The sequence below is a fragment of the Streptomyces sp. H39-S7 genome (assembly GCF_027158205.1).
In the GTDB taxonomy this organism is placed as follows: domain Bacteria; phylum Actinomycetota; class Actinomycetes; order Streptomycetales; family Streptomycetaceae; genus Actinacidiphila.
Window position 1 is genome coordinate 192,422 of the sequence record NZ_JAPVLU010000003.1, and the last position, 16,642, is coordinate 209,063.

Sequence of the window (16,642 nt, forward strand, 5' to 3'; positions counted from 1 at the left end):
GCGGGATTCTTGACAGCGACGGCAGCCTGGCCGCACGGTGATCCGCATGAGTGAGCCCCGCGACGATCTGGCCGACGAATACTTCGATGCGGCCATCGCCCTCCTCCGGAGGGTACGGGACGAGGAGTCCGCAGGTATCACAGCGGCGGGCAGGGCCATCGCCGATGCCGTCGCCGCGGGCAACCGCATCTTCGCCTTCGGCGCCGGGCACTCCTCGCTCGCCGCCCAGGACGTCGTCTACCGCGCCGGCGGTCTCGCGGTCGTCAACCTCCTCGTCGTACCCGGCACCGTCGGTATCGACGTCATGCCCGCGACCCTGGGCAGCGCCCTGGAGCGGGTCGACGGCCTCGCGGGCGCCGTGCTCGACACCAGCCCGGCCAAACCCGGTGACGTCCTCATCGTCATCTCGCTGTCCGGGCGCAACGCCCTGCCGGTCGAGATGGCGCAGAACGCCCGCGCCCTCGGCCTCACGGTCATCGGCGTCACCTCCGTGGCCTACACCAAGGAGACCAAGTCCCGGCACGTCTCGGGCACTTTCCTCAAGGACCACTGCGACATCGTGCTCGACTCGAAGATCGCCGTCGGCGACGCGGAACTCGTCCGCGACGACGTCCCGGCGCCCTTCGCCCCGGCCTCGACCGTGGTGACCAGCGCCCTCATGCAGGCCGTCGTCGCCACCGCGGTCGCGGAGCTCGCCAGGCGCGGCATCACGCCGCCGCTGCTGCGCTCGGGGAACGTGGACGGCGGACACGACTGGAACGGCCGCATCTTCGAGGAGTACGGCTCGCGGATCTTCTTCCGCCACTGAAACCGCGCGTCCGGGGGCGCCTCAGCCCAACTGCTGCGCCAGATCCAGCGCCGCGGCCACCCGCACCGCCACGTCCTCCGCGTACGCCGCGTCCGCCCGGTCGAAGAGACGGCGCCCCCCGCCCCGCAGGAACGTGACTGCGCCCAGAGTGCGTCCGCGGCTCCGCAGGACCGTGGAGAGGCCGTGGACGGTCCCCTCGGGCCAACGGCGGGCCGCGGCCCACTCGTCGATCCTGGCCCGCGAGGCGGGCTCGGCCGCCGCGAGGGCGCCGAAGCTGGCGCGTACGGTGCCGATCCGCTCCACGGCCTGCAGCACGGGGTGCGCCGCCCCGTACGCCACCGGGATCGTGCCGACCAGGATGGGCAGACACGGCCCCGAGGACCCCACCGGGGTCGAGGCGGCGCGCACCAGCCTGCCGTCGTCACCCACGAGGTCGACGAGCGCGTGGTCGGCGAACCCCGGCAGGGCGAAGTCCAGATAGGTGGTCGCGGCCTCCACCGGGTCCTCGCACTCGGCCGCCGAGCGCCCCGCCCGGTGCAGCTGGTTGTGGCGGAAGCGCAGCAACGATCCTTCTTGCTCCGCGAGTTTGGCCTCCGTCACGTCCAGGAACAGCCAGCCGACGCCGAGCGGCACCGGTTCCTCGCCGAGCGGCGACCCCAGGCGGACGAATCCGCTGCGCCAGCACTGCCGCTTGGCGCTCTCGTCGCCGCGCAGGCTCACCCACAGCTCGGACGGGACCGGCGGGCTGCCCTCCGCGAGCACGTGCTGCAGGGCCGTCTCCAGCTCCTCCAGGCCCTGCTCGAGCAGATCCCCGAGCGGCCGGCCGAGCAGGGTGTCCCTGCCGGTGCGCAGCAGGCGGGCGGCGTGCGCGTTCACCACGGCGGGCCGCAGATCCGCGTCTATGAGCACGACGCCCCAGGAGGCGTCGTCGAAGAGCGCCTCACTGAGCGCGATGGAGCGCTCCAGGTCGATCTGGGCGTGCACCTCGGAGAAGGCGCAGTAGACCCCGGCGGGCCGGCCGTCCTGCCCCTGCACGGCCGCGGACTGGGTACGGACGAGCACCCGGTGGCCGTCCTTGGTCAGAAGCGCGAATTCGTGCACCTGCCGGCCGGGCGCCTCCATGGCGCCGAGCAGTCTCGTCTGTACGTCGGGCGCGTCGGCACTACGGGCCGCCCAGCCCGAAAAGCCGCGGCGGCCGATCGCATCGTCCGCCGACCAGCCGAGGATCCGTACGGCTTCTGAATTCCAATGGGTGATGACACCCTCGCGGTCGAAGGCGCACAGGCCCGCCTCCATACCGTCGAGCAGAGCGGCGAGTAGCTGCTCGTCGCCATCACTGAGCGGCTTCGCATCGAATGGCTGCACGTCGAATCATTCAACCCCGGTGTGACCCAGCCCACACGGCGTTTCGATAAATCGGTTGTGCCTCCCGAGGCCGGTTCCTAATGTTGCGGTCACACATGAAGGGAGGTGGTTCGCAGCATGATGTGCAGTCGGACACGTGAGGTGACTGCGGGCTAGTCCCGCGCGTCACGCTCGTCGCGCAGACTCCGTGCACGGGGTCGAGGGGCGGGCCAATTCCACGCAGTCACCCGACCCGCGGGCTCGTCGGACTTGTCCGGCCGGTGCCTGGAGGAAACTCCAGGGAGCAGCCCGCGGGTCGTTCGCGTTTCCGGGAGTGGACCCGCGGCGGTGCGGTAAGTGGTGCGGCTCTTGGCAGGCAATCCTTACGGGGCCAGCCGTACGACGTTCCAGGCGCCCGTCTCACCGCTCTCCCCGTCGGCGCGTTCGTAGCGCAGCCGGTCGTGCAGCCGGTTTTCGCGCCCCTGCCAGAATTCCACGCTCCGGGCGCGCACCCGAATGCCTCCCCAGTACGTCGGCACGGGGACGTCGGTGCCCTCCGGGTACCGCGCCTCCAGTTCGGCGTAACGCCGTTCGAACTCCTCCCGGGAGTCCACCACCGAGGACTGCGCGCTGGCCCACGCGCCCAGCCGTGAGCCGTGCGGACGGCTGCGGAAGTACCTGGCGGTCTCGTCGGGCGAGACGCGTTCGACCGTGCCCGAGACGATGACCTGGCGGGCGATGGGATGCCAGGGGAAGAGCAGCGAGATCTGCGGGTTCTCGACCAGATCGCGGCCCTTGCGGGACCCGTAGTTCGTGTAGAAGACGAAGCCGCGCGGGTCGAAGCCCTTGAGGAGCACGGTCCGCGAGCTGGGGCGGCCCTCGGCGTCGGCGGTCGAGACGATCATCGCGTTCGGCTCGGCGAGGCCGGCGGTTACGGTGTCCGCGAACCAGCGGGTGAACTGCGAGTAGGGATCGGCGGCCAGCTCGGCCTCGGAGAGACCCTGGGCGCGGTACTGCTCGCGCATGACGGCGGGATCGACATGATGCTGCACGCAGACATCTTGCATCCCTCGGGACCCGTACGTCCCGGGGGCGGGCAGACGCGGCCCGTCCCACCGAAGGTATGAGGGGTCGGCGCGGGGTCCGGCAGGGGTCCGCGCCGGTGCGGGGCCGCCACGGACCGAAGAGTGTGCCGCACCTCACGCTTCCCGTCATGTGCCAGAACCGACAGAATTGCGGGTCGGACGACTGTGGCCTCTTGACATCAAGAGATACCGTTTCTGACTCCGGCATCGGGTCTCCGATGGAGCAGGGTGACCATCACCCGAGCGGGGCATTACCGGAATGGCCGTCCAAGCAGTCGGCCGGCCAAGCACCTGTCGACCACATCACGAGGAGCCGCCTGATGTCCGACTTCGTACCCGGACTCGAAGGAGTAGTCGCGTTCGAGACGGAGATCGCCGAACCTGACAAGGAAGGCGGCTCTCTCCGTTACCGAGGCGTCGACATCGAAGATCTCGTCAGCCACGTCTCATTCGGAAACGTTTGGGGCCTGCTGGTCGACGGCAAGTTCAATCCGGGCCTGCCGCCTGCCGAGCCGTTCCCGATCCCGGTGCACTCCGGCGACATCCGCGTCGACGTCCAGTCGGCGCTGGCCATGCTCGCCCCCGTCTGGGGACTGAAACCGCTGCTGGACATCGACGTCGACGAGGCCCGTGACGACCTCGCCCGCGCCGCTGTCATGGCGCTCTCCTACGTCGCCCAGTCGGCGCGCGGCCAGGGCCTGCCCATGGTGCCGCAGAAGGAGATCGACAAGGCGCAGACGGTCGTCGAGCGCTTCATGATCCGCTGGCGCGGCGAGCCCGACCCCAAGCACATTGCCGCCGTCGACGCGTACTGGACGTCCGCCGCGGAGCACGGCATGAACGCCTCCACGTTCACCGCCCGCGTCATCGCCTCCACGGGTGCCGACGTGGCCGCGGCCCTGTCCGGTGCCGTCGGTGCCATGTCGGGCCCGCTGCACGGCGGTGCCCCCTCGCGCGTCCTCGGCATGATCGAGGAGATCGAGCGCACCGGCGACGCGAGCGCCTACGTCAAGCGGGCGCTGGACAAGGGCGAGCGCCTGATGGGCTTCGGCCACCGCGTCTACCGCGCCGAGGACCCGCGTGCGCGCGTGCTGCGGCGTACGGCGAAGGAGCTGGGCGCCCCCCGCTTCGAGGTCGCGGAGGCGCTGGAGAAGGCCGCCCTCGCGGAGCTGCACGCACGGCGCCCCGACCGGGTGCTCGCCACCAACGTGGAGTTCTGGGCGGCGATCGTCCTGGACTTCGCCGAGGTTCCCGCGCACATGTTCACGTCGATGTTCACCTGTGCCCGGACGGCGGGCTGGTCGGCCCACATCCTGGAGCAGAAGCGCACCGGCCGGCTCGTCCGCCCCTCCGCCCGCTACATGGGCCCCGGGCCGCGCGACCCGCGCGACGTCGACGGGTTCGCGGGCATCGGGCACTGAGGCGGACCCGCTGAACAGCGGCTGCTGAATCGTTGGTCCTGTGGCCCGCTCCCACCCCGTAACGGGTGGGAGCGGGCCACCGCCGTACGCGGCCTGCCGTCCCCCGGGTTCAGTGTTCCCCCGGCTTCAGTCCCCCTGGCTTCAGGCGTCGGGAAGTGCCTCCGCCAGGAGCTCGGCCAGGTGCCGGCCCGCCGTGCCGGCCAGCTGTGCGAGCTGGGTGCGGCAGGAGTACCCGTCCGCCAGGACCGCGGCCCCGGCGGGTGCCTCCCGGACCGCCGGGAGCAGCTGCTCCTCGGCGCAGGCCACCGACACGTCGTGGTGGCCCCGCTCGAAGCCGAAGTTGCCGGCCAGACCGCAGCAGCCGCCGGCGAGGGAGCCGGTGAGGCCGGCGCGCTCGCGCAGCCGCCGTTCGGCGGTGTCGCCGAGCACGGCGTGCTGGTGGCAGTGCGTCTGCCCGACGACGGGACGGTCGAGACGGGGCGGCGCCCAGCCGGGCGCCAGTTCTTCCAGCGCCTGGGCGAACGTCCGGACGGAGGCGGCCAGCCGTGCCGCGCGGGGATCGCCGCTGCCGAGCAGTTCCGGCAGGTCGGCGCGGAGCGCCGCCCCGCAGCTGGGTTCGAGGACGACGATCGGCAGTCCGGCGTCGAGCGCGGGCGTGAGGGCGTCGACGGTGCGGCGCATGACCGTACGGGCCCGGCCGAGCTGCCCGGTGGACACCCACGTCAGGCCGCAGCAGACCGCCTTCGGCGGCAGGACCACCCGCAGGCCGGCCGCTTCCAGAACCTTCACCGCGGCCTGTCCGACCTGCGGTGACAGATGGTTCGTGAAGGTGTCGGGCCACAGCACGACGGTCGTTCCCATCGTGCTGGTGCGGGCGCGGCGGTTCCACCAGCGGCGGAAGGGTTCCCGCGCGAGCGGGGGGATGCCGCGTTCCGGAGCGATCCCGGCGACCCGCTTGGCGACCCCGGCCAGTGGCCCGCGGGCCAGGGCGTTCAGGAGGCGCGCGTACGGTGCGGCGGCCCTCAGCCAGACCGGGAGCCATCCCATCGAGTAGTGCGACCGGGGGCGCAGCCGCCCGGCGTAGTGGTGGTGCAGGAATTCGGCCTTGTACGTTGCCATGTCCACCTCGACCGGGCAGTCGCTGCGGCACCCCTTGCAGGAAAGGCACAGGTCGAGTGCGTCCCGGACCTCCGCGGACCGCCAGCCGTCCTCGATGATCTCGCCGGCGAGCATTTCGTGCAGCAGCCGGGCCCGTCCGCGCGTGGAGTGCCGCTCCTCCCCCGTCACGCGGTAGGACGGGCACATCACGCTGTCCCCGCCGGACGAGGTGGTCGCGGACGTACGGCATTTTCCGACGCCGACGCAGCGCCGCACGGCCGCCGTGAAATCGCCGCCGTCACCCGGATAGGTGAATTCGACGTCGACCGGATGTGCCGTGCGGGACGGCAGCACATCGAAGCGGAGGTTGCTATCCATAGGAGCGGGGCGGACGAGCATCCCGGGGTTCATTCCGCCCGCCGGGTCCCACAGTTCCTTGAAAACTCCAAAGAGAGCCACGAGTTCGGGGCCGTACATCTTCGGCAGGAGTTCCGCCCGCGCCTGGCCGTCGCCATGCTCGCCCGACAGCGAGCCACCGTGGGCGACGACCAGGTCGGCGGTCTCCTCGGAGAAGCGCCGGAAGCGGGCGATGCCCGCCAGCGTCAGCAGGTCGAAGTCGATACGGACGTGCACGCAGCCGTCGCCGAAGTGTCCGTACGGGGAGCCGCGCAGGCCGTGCTCCCGGAGCAGAGCCCTGAACTCCCGCAGGTACGCGCCGAGCCGGGCGGGCGGCACGGCGCAGTCCTCCCAGCCCGGCCACGCCTCACTGCCGTCGGGCATCCGGGTCGCGGTCCCGGCGGCGTCCTCACGGATCCGCCACAGGGCACGCTGCCCGGCCGGCTCCGACAGGACGGCGTGGTCCAGGGCGCCGTCGGCGGCGTGGCGGCACAGCTCCGAGGCGCGGGCCCGCGCCTCGGCCGCGGTGGCGCCACCCACCTCCACGAACAGCCACGCGGCACCGCGCGGCAACGAGTCCCGGGCGGCGCCCACCAGGTCGGCCGCCATGCCCTCGACGGTCAGCGGGCGGAGGGGCAGCAGCAGGTGCGCGGCGTCGGCGGCGGCGCTCTCGTCCCCGTAGCCGAGCACAGCCAGTGCTCGGGCCGCCGGCGGCTCCACCAGCCGTACGGTCGCGCGCGTCAGCACGCCGAGGGTGCCCTCGCTGCCGGTGAAGGCACGCGCCAGATCCCGGCCGTGCTCGGGGAGGAGCCGGTCCAGGGCGTAGCCGGAGATCCGGCGCGGCAGGTCGGGGAACCCGGTGCGGAGCACGGACAGCCGCTCGTCGGCGAAGGCGGCGGTCCGGTCGTGGAGCGGTCCCGGCAGGCCGCGGCCGAGTGTGGCCCGCTCCCCGCCGTACGTCACCACGTCCAGCTCGTGCACGTTGTCGGCGGTCGTCCCCCAGGCGACCGAATGCGACCCGCACGCGTTGTTGCCGATCATGCCGCCGAGCGTGCAGCGGCTGTGGGTGGACGGGTCGGGGCCGAACGTCAGCCCGTGCTCCGCGGCGGCCGCCCGCAGATCGTCGAGGACCACACCGGGCTGCACGACCGCGGTACGCGCCTGGGGGTCGATGTGCTCGATCGCCCGCATGTGGCGGGTGAAGTCCAGCACCACTCCGACCCCTGTCGCCTGCCCGGCGATCGAGGTGCCGCCGCCGCGCGGCACCACCGGCACGCCGTGCTCCCGGCATACCGCCAGTGCCGCCGCCACGTCGTCCGCGTCGCGGGGCGCCACCACACCCAGCGGGACCCGCCGGTAGTTCGACGCGTCCATCGTCACCAGCGCCCGCGCGCCGGCGTCGAAGGCGACCGTGCCCCGTACCGCCGCCCGCATCGCCTGCTCAAGATCCATGCATCTCACCTTGTCTCACCGGGTGGACCGGTAGCGAGACCGGCTTCAGGACGGATTACGCTTCGCCCGTGGCTGATATCCAGATTCCCGCTGACATCAAGCCCGCCGACGGCCGTTTCGGCGCGGGCCCCTCCAAGGTACGGACGGAGGCGGTCGAAGCGCTGGCCGCGACCGGCACGTCCCTGCTCGGCACCTCTCACCGGCAGGCTCCGGTGAAGAACCTGGTGGGCCAGGTCCGTGAAGGTGTCCGACAGCTGTTCTCCCTGCCCGAGGGGTACGAGGTCGTCCTCGGCAACGGCGGGTCCACCGCGTTCTGGGACATCGCCACCCACGGCCTGATCCGGCAGAAGTCCCAGCACCTGTCGTTCGGCGAGTTCTCCTCCAAGTTCGCGACCGCGGCCAAGCTCGCGCCGTGGCTGGACGACCCGTCGGTCGTCAAGTCCGACCCGGGCACGCACCCGGTGCCGGTCGCCGAGGCCGGTGTGGACGTCTACGCGTTCACGCACAACGAGACCTCGACGGGTGTCGCGGCGCCCATCAAGCGCGTACAGGGTGCCGACGCCGGTTCACTCGTTCTGGTGGACGCCACCTCCGGTGCGGGCGGCCTGCCGGTCGACATCACCGAGACGGACGTCTACTACTTCGCCCCGCAGAAGTCCTTCGCGGCGGACGGCGGCCTGTGGCTGGCCGCGTTCTCCCCGGCCGCCCTGGAGCGCGCCGCCGAGATCGCCGGGTCCGGCCGGCACATCCCCGCGTTCTTCGACCTGCCGACCGCGATCGACAACTCGACGAAGAACCAGACGTACAACACCCCGGCGCTCTCCACGCTCTTCCTGCTCGCGAACCAGCTCGACTGGATCAACGGCCAGGGCGGGCTGGACTGGGCGGTCGCCCGCACCGCCGACTCGTCGTCGCGGCTGTACGGCTGGGCCGAGAAGTCGTCGTACGCCTCGCCGTTCGTGGCCGACCCGGAGCAGCGCTCGCAGGTCATCGGCACCATCGACTTCGACGACGCGATCGACGCCACCCAGATCTCGAAGGCGCTGCGCGCCAACGGCATCGTGGACACCGAGCCGTACCGCAAGCTGGGCCGCAACCAGCTGCGCGTCGCGATGTTCCCGGCGGTCGACCCGGCCGACGTCGAGGCGCTGACGGTCTGCATCGACTACGTCATCGACAAACTCTGACCCAGCTGCTGCGGCAGCACACGAGACGGCGCCGCGAGGCAGCGGCGCACGCATGACGAGAGGGGTCCGGCCGGTGACGGCCGGGCCCCTCGTCAGTCAGCGGCGGCGGCGCAGGACCCGGCGCAGGCCGGTGGCCGCGACGAAGATCGCGGCGAGCACGGCGAATCCGACGAGGACCGTGCCGTGGCCGGACGAACCGTCCTTGGCGGTGTCCGCACCGGCGGCCGGCCCCCTGCCGCCGGACGTTCCCGCGCCCGGGGATCCGGTGGCTTCCCGGGCGGAGTCCGGCAGGTCCTCGCCCTTGAGCGGCGCCTTCCAGACCTCGCTGTTCCTGCCCTCGCTGCCGTACATCAGCGCCCGGCCGTCCGGGGTGAAGGCCACCGACTCGCCCTGCCGCTGCATGGGCACGTCGAGGCTGCCGATCTTCGTGGGGGCGTCGCCGGCCCACCGCCACGCGGTCGCCCAGAAGTAGCCGCGCAGCACCAGCCGGGTGCCGTCGGGCGAGAACGAACCGTCGGTCACCCACGGCACCTCGGCTATCCGCCGGAAGACGTTCACCCCCTTGGAGCTGAGCTTCTTCGGGCCCGCGTACAGACCGCCGCCGTCCTCGCTCTTGCTGGCGATGTAGACCCGCCCGGTCTTGGGGTGGACCATCAGCGCCTCCGCGTTCCGCGGGCCGCCCTCGTACTGGACGGTGTAGCGGACGACGTCCACCGTCGAGTTCCCCAGCCGCTTGGGCTCGGCGAACCGGTAGATCCACACATGCGGCCAGGTCCCGCCGAGGTTGTCGCCGATGTCACCGACGTAGATGTCGCCGTCGGGGCCGAGGGAGATCGCCTCGACGTCCCGGGGGTCGATGCCGCGCATCGTGACCCGGGCGACGGTCTTGCCGGTCGCGGAGTCCACCCCGTAGACGTACGGGCCGTCGTCGCTGTCGTTGTGGGTCCAGTACACGCCCTTGTGGAGGCGGCTGGCGGCCAGCCCGCTGGACTCGGTGATCCGCGGGTCGCCGATGGTGAACGCGACGGCGGTCCCGTCGTCGGCGGCGGCCCCCGGCACCGGTCCGAGAACGGCGAACGCCGCGGCGGTGACTGCGGCGGCGAGGGCGGTACGGAAGCGCGGCATGCCCCAAGCCTGCCATCCCGCCATGTGTCGGGCTTCACGCCTCCGGGCATCGCGGCCGGGGCCGGGTATCCGCGATGATCTCTGCGTGCGTTATATGTTCGTCGGCGATTCCATGACCATCGGCAGCGCGGGCGACTTCACCTGGCGTTACCGCATGTGGCAGCACCTGTGCGCGCTCGGCGAGCCGTTCGCGGTGGTCGGCCCGCGCACCGCGCTCTACGACAAGGAGAGCGGCGGGCCCGTCTCGCACGCGTACGCCGGCCCGGACTTCCCACCGGACGCCCGGCGGCACCTGGCCGGCTGGGGCGAAGGCTGGCTGCACATGGCCCCGCTGATCGGGGACGCGGTGCGCGCGCACCGACCCGACCTCCTGCTGATCTCGCTCGGTCTGATCGACCTCGGCTTCTACACGACCGCCGAGCAGACCGCGGAGAACCTGCGCGGCTTCGTCGGCGAGGCACGGGCCGCCAACCCGCGGATCCGCATGGTGCTGCTGCCGGTGATACCCAACGTCCGGGCCGAGCACGACCTCCCCTTCGCCGAGCAGTGCGCGGACCTCAACGTCCGGATGTCCAAGGCCGTCGCCGACCTCGACACCGGCGCATCGCCGCTGCTGCTCGCCTCCCGGCCGGACGGCTACGAGCTGCTGTCCGACACGTACGACGGCACGCACCCCAACCCCTCCGGCGAGCACCGCCTCGCGGCCGCGTTCGCCGACGCGACGCACCAGGCCTGGGGGGTCGGCGGCCCGTATACGCGGCGGTAGCGGCGGCGCCCGCCGGCACCGCCGTCCCAGCGGGCGAGCCGCCCCTTGCTTCGAGCGCACTCGAAGAGCTTGGCTTGGGTGTCATGGAGTACACGCAGCTCGGACGCACGGGTCTCAAAGTCAGCCGCCTGGTGCTCGGCACCATGAACTTCGGTCCCCAGACCGATGAGAACGACAGTCACGCGATCATGGACTCCGCGCTCGGCGCGGGCGTCAACTTCTTCGACACCGCCAACGTGTACGGGTGGGGTGAGAACAAGGGCCGCACGGAGGAGATCGTCGGCTCCTGGTTCGCCAAGGGAGGCGGGCGCCGCGAGAAGACCGTTCTCGCGACGAAGGTCTACGGCAACATGGCCGCCGAGGGCGACGCCTGGCCGAACGCGGACCGGCTCTCCGCCCTCAACATCCGCCGCGCCGCCGACGCGAGCCTGAAGCGGCTCGGCACGGACTACATCGACCTCTACCAGTTCCACCACATCGACCGGAACACGCCCTGGGACGAGATCTGGCAGGCCATCGACGTCCTCGTCCAGCAGGGAAAGATCCTGTACGCCGGCTCGTCGAACTTCGCGGGCTGGAACATCGCGCAGGCCAACGAGGCGGCCGCCCGTCGCGGTTCGCTGGGCCTGACCAGCGAGCAGTGCCTGTACAACCTGGCCGAGCGGCGTGCCGAGATGGAGGTCATCCCGGCGGCGCAGGCGTACGGCCTCGGGGTCATCCCGTGGTCGCCGCTGCACGGCGGGCTGCTCGGCGGGGCGCTCCGCAAGGAGCGCGAGGGCGGCGGGGCGCGCTCGACGTCCGGTCGCAGCGCGGACGCGCTGAAGAGCGCGAAGCAGCGCGAGCAGATCCAGGCGTACGAGGACCTGTGCGACAAGCACGACCTGGCGCCCGGTGACGTCGGTCTGGCATGGCTGCTGACCCGGCCCGGCGTGACCGGCCCGATCGTCGGCCCGCGGACGCAGGCGCAGCTGGACTCCGCGCTCAACGCGGTCGAGGTGAAGCTGTCGGAGGAGTTCCTGTCCGCACTGGACGAGGTCTTCCCCGGCCCGGGGCCGTCCCCGGAGGCCTTCGCCTGGTAGTACCCGGCCGGAGTCGGGCCCGGTAGGTTCCGGGGCCCGCGGGCGGGGCCGGTGGTCGCGGGCGCTCAGCGCAGCAGCGCGCCCGCGACCACCACGACGAGCATCAGGACGAGGGCGGCGGTCACTACACGGCTTCGGGTCTTGGGGTCCACGTGTCGAGGTTAACCGGCCGGGGTCATCGACCCAGCGGCCAGGTCTCCACCGTCTCGTAGCGGGCGTCCGGCGCCGGGTGGCTGCGCACCAGCGCGAGGGTGCCGGCGGACCAGGGTGTCCCCAGGAAACCGTCGAGCGCGGCGGCGTACGGGGCGAGAGCCACGCCGCCCCGGCTGCGGGCCAGCGTGAGGTGCGGGGTGTACGCGTGCTCCTGCGCCGGATCGACGCCGGCCTGCCGGGCGGCGCTCTGCACGGAGTCCGCGAGTTCCGCGAGCCGGCCGGTCTCGCCCGCGGCGCCGGCCCACAGCGCCCGGTCGCCGAACCGGCCGCCGCCGGACAGCCGCAGCTCGCAGGGCTCGTGCAGGCGCGCGGCGGCCGCGAGGCGGTCCCGCAGGGCGGGGCGGGTCCGGTCGTCGACCTCGCCGAGGAAGGCGAGCGTGAAGTGCCATCCGGCGCGTTCGGTCCAGCGCAGCCGGCCGGCTCCGGGGAGCCGGCGCAGCGCGGAGACGGCCGGGGCGAGTTCGTCCGCCGCCCCGGGGGGCGGCAGTACCGCGGCGAACAGTCTCATGCCGAAGGCCTCACGCGGCCGTCACCAGTGGGGCGGCCGCGCCCTCACGGGGTACGAACTCGATCAGCCGGTGGTCTTTTCCCCGGTGCAGGTCCACCTTGAGCCGCAGCCCGCCGATCCGGGCCAGCACCAGGCCGACGCCGACCGCCGCCAGGGCCGCGACGAGGCCGCCGGACAGGAACCCGACACGGGCCCCGTAGGTGTCCGTCACCCAGCCGACGAGCGGGCCGCCTATGGGGGTGCCGCCGACGAAGACCATCATGTACAGGCTCATGACGCGGCCCCGCATGGCGGGGTCCGAGGCGAGCTGCACCGACGCGTTGGCCGAGGTGTTGAACGTCATCCCGAAGACGCCGATCGGCAGCAGCAGGAGCGCGAACATCCAGAAGGACGGCGCCAGCGCTGCCAGCACCTCCAGCATGCCGAAGGCGAACGCGGCGGCCACCAGCAGCCTCAGCCGGGTCCGTCCGCGCCGGGCCGCGAGCAGCGCGCCGCCGAGGGAGCCCAGCGCGATGATGGTGTTCAGCAGCCCATAGGTGCTCGCACCGGAGTGGTACACGTGGTTGACGAAGCCGGTGAGGATGATCGGGAAGTTGAAGCCGAAGGTCCCGATGAACCCGACCAGCACGATCGGCCAGATCAGCTCGGGGCGCCCGGCGACGTAGTGCAGGCCCTCCCGCAGCTGGCCCTTGCCGCGCGGTACGCGTTCGACCTTGTGCAGCTCGGCGGTGCGCATCAGCAGCAGGCCGGCGAGCGGGGCGAGGAACGACAGCCCGTTGAGCAGGAACGCCCAGCCGCTGCCGACCGCGGTGATCAGGACACCGGCGACGGCGGGGCCGATCAGCCGGGCGGCCTGGAAGTTCGCGGAGTTCAGCGAGACCGCGTTGCGGATCTCGCCGGGGCCGACCATCTCGACCACGAAGGTCTGACGGGCCGGGTTGTCGACGACGGTCACCATGCCGAGGGCGAAGGCGATGACGTACACGTGCCAGACCTGGACGTGTCCGCTGAGCGTCAGCGCGGCGAGCAGCAGCCCGAGCGCGCCGAGCGCGGCCTGGGTGCACAGCAGGATCTGCCGCTTGGGGTAGCGGTCGGCGATCACACCGCCGAACAGGCCGAAGAGCAGCATCGGCAGGAACTGCAGCGCGGTGGTGATGCCCACCGCGAAAGAGGAACCGGTGATGCTGAGCACCAGCCAGTCCTGGGCGATCCGCGACATCCAGGTGCCGGTGTTGGACACGACGGCGCCGGTCGCGAAGAGCCGGTAGTTACGAACCCTGAGCGAGCTGAACATGCCGCCGCGCTGCGTGGTCGTATCGGGTTCTTGTCCGGGTGCGGTGTCCGATCCGGCTGCCGAACTCAATCTAGGTTCGCCTCCCCTGTGTGGCGTTGCGTTTCACTTACGGTGTTCCAGGTTTTCCTGCGGTGTCACACGGTTTTGCCCGCGATGTCACACGGTCGTCCCCACCCGACGTCCGCCGGTCGGGCCTCACTACAGTCGGGCTTCACTACAGCTGAGCGAGCTTCTCCAGGACCGGCGCCGCGGCGCGCAGCACGGCGCGCTCGTCGTCGCTCAGTCCTTCCGTGAGCTGCGCCAGCCACACGTTGCGCTTGCGGCGGCTCTCCTCGAGCATCGCCTCGGCCTGCTCCGTCTGGCTGACGACCACCTGTCGGCGGTCGTCGGGGTGCGGGTCCCGGCGGACGAGGTCCTTGGCCTCCAGCATCGCGACGATGCGCGTCATGGAGGGCGGCTGCACGTGCTCCTTGCGCGCCAGCTCCCCGGGGGTGGCGGAGCCGCAGCGGGCGAGGGTGCCCAGCACGGACATCTCGGTCGGGCTGAGCGACTCGTCCACCCGCTGGTGGCGCAGTCGCCGCGACAGTCGCATCACTGCGGAGCGCAGAGAGTTCACCGCAGCGCGGTCGTCCTCGGACAGTTCGGTCACATTCATTAGCGTAGCTCATTACCTAGGCTAAGTAAAACTCACCCATATGAGTGAGTTAGCGCCGGAAAACGACACGCGGAACCGCCCTCGCCGAGGACCTTGGGCACATGGCATCGCGAGTGCTCAGCCTGCGTATAGACGCCGACCTGCTGGATCGGCTCCGTGACCACGCCGCCAAATGCGGAACGAGCGTCCAGGACTACGTGGTCCGGACGCTCGTTCGCGACGACTTCGACGAGCGGTTCAAAACCGCCGTCGACGAGACGGAGCGCTTCTACGCGGCTCCGCCGGGGTGACACCGCCCCGCATCAGGGCAGGCCAGGCCGGCTCAGGTCAGGCCGAGGGCCGGCATCAGGTAGTAGAAGCCGAAGACCGCCGCGACCGCGTAGAGGGCCACCGGCACCTCACGGCCGCGCCCCGCGGCCAGCCGCAGCACGCAGAAGCTGATGAAGCCGATGCCGATGCCGTTGGTGATGGAGTAGGTGAACGGCATCATCACCATGGTCAGGAACGCCGGGACGGCGATCGTGAAGTCGTCCCAGTCGATGTCCCGCACGCTGTTCGCCAGGATCAGGAAGCCGACCGCGATCAGCGCGGGAGTGGCCGCCTGGGCCGGGACCATCGTGGCGAGCGGCGTGAAGAACAGCGCAAGCACGAACATCAGGCCGGTGACGATGCTGGCGAGGCCGGTCCTCGCACCCTCGCCGACTCCGGCCGTGGACTCCACGAAGCAGGTGTTGGCGGAGCTGGAGGTGGCGCCGCCGAGGGCGGTGGCGATGCCGTCGACCATCAGCACCTTGTTCATGCCGGGCAGGTCGCCCTTCTCGTCCAGCAGGTGCGCCTCGTCGCTGACGCCGAGGATCGTGCCCATCGCGTCGAAGAAGCAGGACAGCAGCACGGTGAAGACGAAGAGCACCCCCGTCAGGATGCCGACCTCGCCGAAGCCGCCGAAGAGGCTCACGTTGCCGATGAGGCCGAAGTCCGGGCTGGCCACCGGGTTGCCGGGCCACTCGGGGACGGTCAGCCCCCAGGCCTGGCCGGGGATGTCCGCGACCGCGTCGATGATCAGGGCCAGCACCGTCATCGCGACGATGCTGATCAGGATCGCGCCCGGCACCTTGCGGATGATCAGGGCCAGCGTGAGCAGCACGCCCAGGATGAAGACGAGCACCGGCCAGCCGTTGAGGTGGCCGTCCGAGCCCAGCTGGAGCGGGACCGTCGTGTGGGCGGCGTCCGGGATGCGGGTGACGAAGCCCGAGTCGACCAGGCCGATCAGCAGGATGAACAGGCCGATGCCGATCGCGATGCCCTTGCGCAGCCCCAGCGGCACCGCGCTCATCACGCGCTCCCGCAGCCCGGTGGCGACCAGCAGCATGATCGCGAAGCCGGCGAGGACGACCATGCCCATCGCGTCCGCCCAGCTCATCCTGGGTGCGAGCTGCAGGGCGACGACGGTGTTCACGCCGAGGCCGGCAGCGAGCGCGATCGGCACATTGCCGATGACGCCCATCAGGAGGGTGGTGAAGGCGGCGGTCAGCACGGTGGCGGTGACCAGTTGGCCGCCGTCCAGGTGGTGGCCGTACTTGTCCACACCTGAGCTGAGGATGATCGGGTTCAGCACGATGATGTAGGCCATCGCGAAGAAGGTGGCGAGCCCTCCCCGGACCTCGCGCGAGATCGAGGAACCGCGCTCGGAGATCCGGAAGAAGCGGTCGAGACCGTTCTGGGGCGGCGCGGGGGACGGGTTCTGGGCGTCGACCGAAGCGGTGGCCGAGGGGGACATGTGGGTCCTCTATTTGTGCGTTCGTACGACTGAAACCAGTCACCGGGGGGACGGTTTCAGTATGAACAAACAAGTAATCAAGCGCTATCTCCGCGCGTAGACCCTTGCGGCGACCGGCTGCACCCCATCAGAGGGCAGCCACCGGCACCCCGTACCCTGGCCGCATGAGCAAGTGGAAAGCCACCCACGAGACGCCCGAGCCACTGGAAGCGAACGACGTCGCGACCGTCCTGGTCGGCACGGCCGTCTGGTTCGCGCTCTTCCTCGGGCAGCTCCCCTTCTACGGCTGGTACTCCGACCACGGCCACGCCTGGTGGATCTGGACCTGCCTCGCCGGCGCCCTGCTCGGCCTCTTCGGCCTCTGGTACGTCCGGGGACGGAACGCGGCCCTGCTCACCCGGAATGCTCCCTCCGGGGGGTGAAGCGGACGGCGC

At 71.3% G+C, this 16,642-nt stretch carries 15 protein-coding genes; 7 read left to right on the plus strand and 8 right to left on the minus strand.

Annotated features, from left to right (window positions below; genetic code table 11):
- Window positions 1–46: 46 nt before the first annotated feature.
- Window positions 47–808: an SIS domain-containing protein gene (locus O3X23_RS04275; RefSeq protein WP_269269738.1), complete on the plus strand. Its 762-nt coding sequence runs from the start codon at window positions 47–49 to the stop codon at window positions 806–808.
- 21 nt (window positions 809–829) lie between these two features.
- Here the strand turns inward: O3X23_RS04275 and O3X23_RS04280 are convergent, their stop codons facing one another.
- Together O3X23_RS04280 and pdxH are read right to left on the minus strand one after the other, a co-directional pair.
- The gene (locus O3X23_RS04280; RefSeq protein ID WP_269269739.1) at window positions 830–2,173 is read right to left on the minus strand and encodes a PAS domain-containing protein; all 1,344 of its coding nucleotides are present in this window, start codon (window positions 2,171–2,173) and stop codon (window positions 830–832) included.
- A 362-nt stretch (window positions 2,174–2,535) separates the two neighbouring features.
- Window positions 2,536–3,177 carry a pyridoxamine 5'-phosphate oxidase gene (gene pdxH, locus O3X23_RS04285; protein ID WP_331283878.1) on the minus strand — a complete coding sequence of 214 codons (642 nt, stop codon included), beginning with the start codon at window positions 3,175–3,177 and terminating at the stop codon, window positions 2,536–2,538.
- Between the two features lie 380 nt (window positions 3,178–3,557).
- On the opposite strand from pdxH, the gene O3X23_RS04290 reads away from it, so the two are divergent.
- The gene (locus O3X23_RS04290; protein WP_269269741.1) at window positions 3,558–4,658 is read left to right on the plus strand and encodes a citrate synthase 2; all 1,101 of its coding nucleotides are present in this window, start codon (window positions 3,558–3,560) and stop codon (window positions 4,656–4,658) included.
- A 141-nt stretch (window positions 4,659–4,799) separates the two neighbouring features.
- Here O3X23_RS04290 and O3X23_RS04295 read toward each other — a convergent pair whose 3' ends face one another.
- Window positions 4,800–7,604 carry an FAD-binding and (Fe-S)-binding domain-containing protein gene (locus O3X23_RS04295; RefSeq protein ID WP_269269742.1) on the minus strand — a complete coding sequence of 935 codons (2,805 nt, stop codon included), beginning with the start codon at window positions 7,602–7,604 and terminating at the stop codon, window positions 4,800–4,802.
- 68 nt (window positions 7,605–7,672) lie between these two features.
- Here O3X23_RS04295 and serC point away from each other — a divergent pair, with 68 nt between their 5' ends.
- Entirely contained in the window at window positions 7,673–8,791 is a 1,119-nt protein-coding gene (serC, locus tag O3X23_RS04300) for a phosphoserine transaminase (protein ID WP_269269743.1), read from the plus strand.
- 96 nt (window positions 8,792–8,887) lie between these two features.
- On the opposite strand, the gene O3X23_RS04305 is transcribed toward serC, so the two are convergent.
- Entirely contained in the window at window positions 8,888–9,916 is a 1,029-nt protein-coding gene (locus O3X23_RS04305; RefSeq protein ID WP_269269744.1) for a hypothetical protein, read from the minus strand.
- Window positions 9,917–10,010: 94 nt separating this feature from the next.
- Here O3X23_RS04305 and O3X23_RS04310 point away from each other — a divergent pair, with 94 nt between their 5' ends.
- Both O3X23_RS04310 and O3X23_RS04315 read left to right on the plus strand, forming a co-directional pair.
- Window positions 10,011–10,682 (plus strand): GDSL-type esterase/lipase family protein, encoded by a 672-nt coding sequence (locus tag O3X23_RS04310; RefSeq protein WP_269269868.1) that lies wholly within the window; start codon window positions 10,011–10,013, stop codon window positions 10,680–10,682.
- Between the two features lie 83 nt (window positions 10,683–10,765).
- Window positions 10,766–11,761 (plus strand): aldo/keto reductase, encoded by a 996-nt coding sequence (locus O3X23_RS04315; RefSeq protein ID WP_269269745.1) that lies wholly within the window; start codon window positions 10,766–10,768, stop codon window positions 11,759–11,761.
- Window positions 11,762–11,936: 175 nt separating this feature from the next.
- Here O3X23_RS04315 and thpR read toward each other — a convergent pair whose 3' ends face one another.
- The 3 genes from thpR to O3X23_RS04330 form a co-directional block, all read right to left on the minus strand.
- Window positions 11,937–12,482, minus strand: coding sequence for an RNA 2',3'-cyclic phosphodiesterase (thpR, locus tag O3X23_RS04320; protein ID WP_269269746.1), 546 nt, complete (start codon window positions 12,480–12,482; stop codon window positions 11,937–11,939).
- 10 nt (window positions 12,483–12,492) lie between these two features.
- Window positions 12,493–13,845 carry an MFS transporter gene (locus O3X23_RS04325; protein WP_269269747.1) on the minus strand — a complete coding sequence of 451 codons (1,353 nt, stop codon included), beginning with the start codon at window positions 13,843–13,845 and terminating at the stop codon, window positions 12,493–12,495.
- Window positions 13,846–13,990: 145 nt separating this feature from the next.
- Window positions 13,991–14,431: a MarR family winged helix-turn-helix transcriptional regulator gene (locus O3X23_RS04330; RefSeq protein ID WP_138353501.1), complete on the minus strand. Its 441-nt coding sequence runs from the start codon at window positions 14,429–14,431 to the stop codon at window positions 13,991–13,993.
- Window positions 14,432–14,532: 101 nt separating this feature from the next.
- Between O3X23_RS04330 and O3X23_RS04335 the strand changes: the two genes are divergently transcribed.
- Window positions 14,533–14,721 (plus strand): ribbon-helix-helix protein, CopG family, encoded by a 189-nt coding sequence (locus O3X23_RS04335; protein WP_138353500.1) that lies wholly within the window; start codon window positions 14,533–14,535, stop codon window positions 14,719–14,721.
- Window positions 14,722–14,753: 32 nt separating this feature from the next.
- On the opposite strand, the gene O3X23_RS04340 is transcribed toward O3X23_RS04335, so the two are convergent.
- Entirely contained in the window at window positions 14,754–16,208 is a 1,455-nt protein-coding gene (locus tag O3X23_RS04340; RefSeq protein WP_269269748.1) for an NCS2 family permease, read from the minus strand.
- Window positions 16,209–16,372: 164 nt separating this feature from the next.
- Here O3X23_RS04340 and O3X23_RS04345 point away from each other — a divergent pair, with 164 nt between their 5' ends.
- Complete coding sequence (locus O3X23_RS04345) at window positions 16,373–16,630, plus strand: DUF2530 domain-containing protein (RefSeq protein ID WP_269269749.1); 258 nt, start codon at window positions 16,373–16,375, stop codon at window positions 16,628–16,630.
- The last annotated feature ends 12 nt before the right edge of the window (window positions 16,631–16,642 follow it).

Coding starts and splice junctions, on each gene's coding strand:
- pdxH (WP_331283878.1), bottom strand. CDS start 3,177: ATGCGCGAGCAGTACCGCGCCCAGGGTCTCTCCGAGGCCGAGCTGGCC.
- O3X23_RS04315 (WP_269269745.1), top strand. CDS start 10,766: ATGGAGTACACGCAGCTCGGACGCACGGGTCTCAAAGTCAGCCGCCTG.
- O3X23_RS04335 (WP_138353500.1), top strand. CDS start 14,533: ATGGCATCGCGAGTGCTCAGCCTGCGTATAGACGCCGACCTGCTGGAT.
- O3X23_RS04295 (WP_269269742.1), bottom strand. CDS start 7,604: ATGGATCTTGAGCAGGCGATGCGGGCGGCGGTACGGGGCACGGTCGCC.
- thpR (WP_269269746.1), bottom strand. CDS start 12,482: ATGAGACTGTTCGCCGCGGTACTGCCGCCCCCCGGGGCGGCGGACGAA.
- O3X23_RS04290 (WP_269269741.1), top strand. CDS start 3,558: ATGTCCGACTTCGTACCCGGACTCGAAGGAGTAGTCGCGTTCGAGACG.
- O3X23_RS04310 (WP_269269868.1), top strand. CDS start 10,011: ATGTTCGTCGGCGATTCCATGACCATCGGCAGCGCGGGCGACTTCACC.
- O3X23_RS04345 (WP_269269749.1), top strand. CDS start 16,373: ATGAGCAAGTGGAAAGCCACCCACGAGACGCCCGAGCCACTGGAAGCG.
- O3X23_RS04275 (WP_269269738.1), top strand. CDS start 47: ATGAGTGAGCCCCGCGACGATCTGGCCGACGAATACTTCGATGCGGCC.
- O3X23_RS04340 (WP_269269748.1), bottom strand. CDS start 16,208: ATGTCCCCCTCGGCCACCGCTTCGGTCGACGCCCAGAACCCGTCCCCC.
- O3X23_RS04330 (WP_138353501.1), bottom strand. CDS start 14,431: ATGAATGTGACCGAACTGTCCGAGGACGACCGCGCTGCGGTGAACTCT.
- O3X23_RS04305 (WP_269269744.1), bottom strand. CDS start 9,916: ATGCCGCGCTTCCGTACCGCCCTCGCCGCCGCAGTCACCGCCGCGGCG.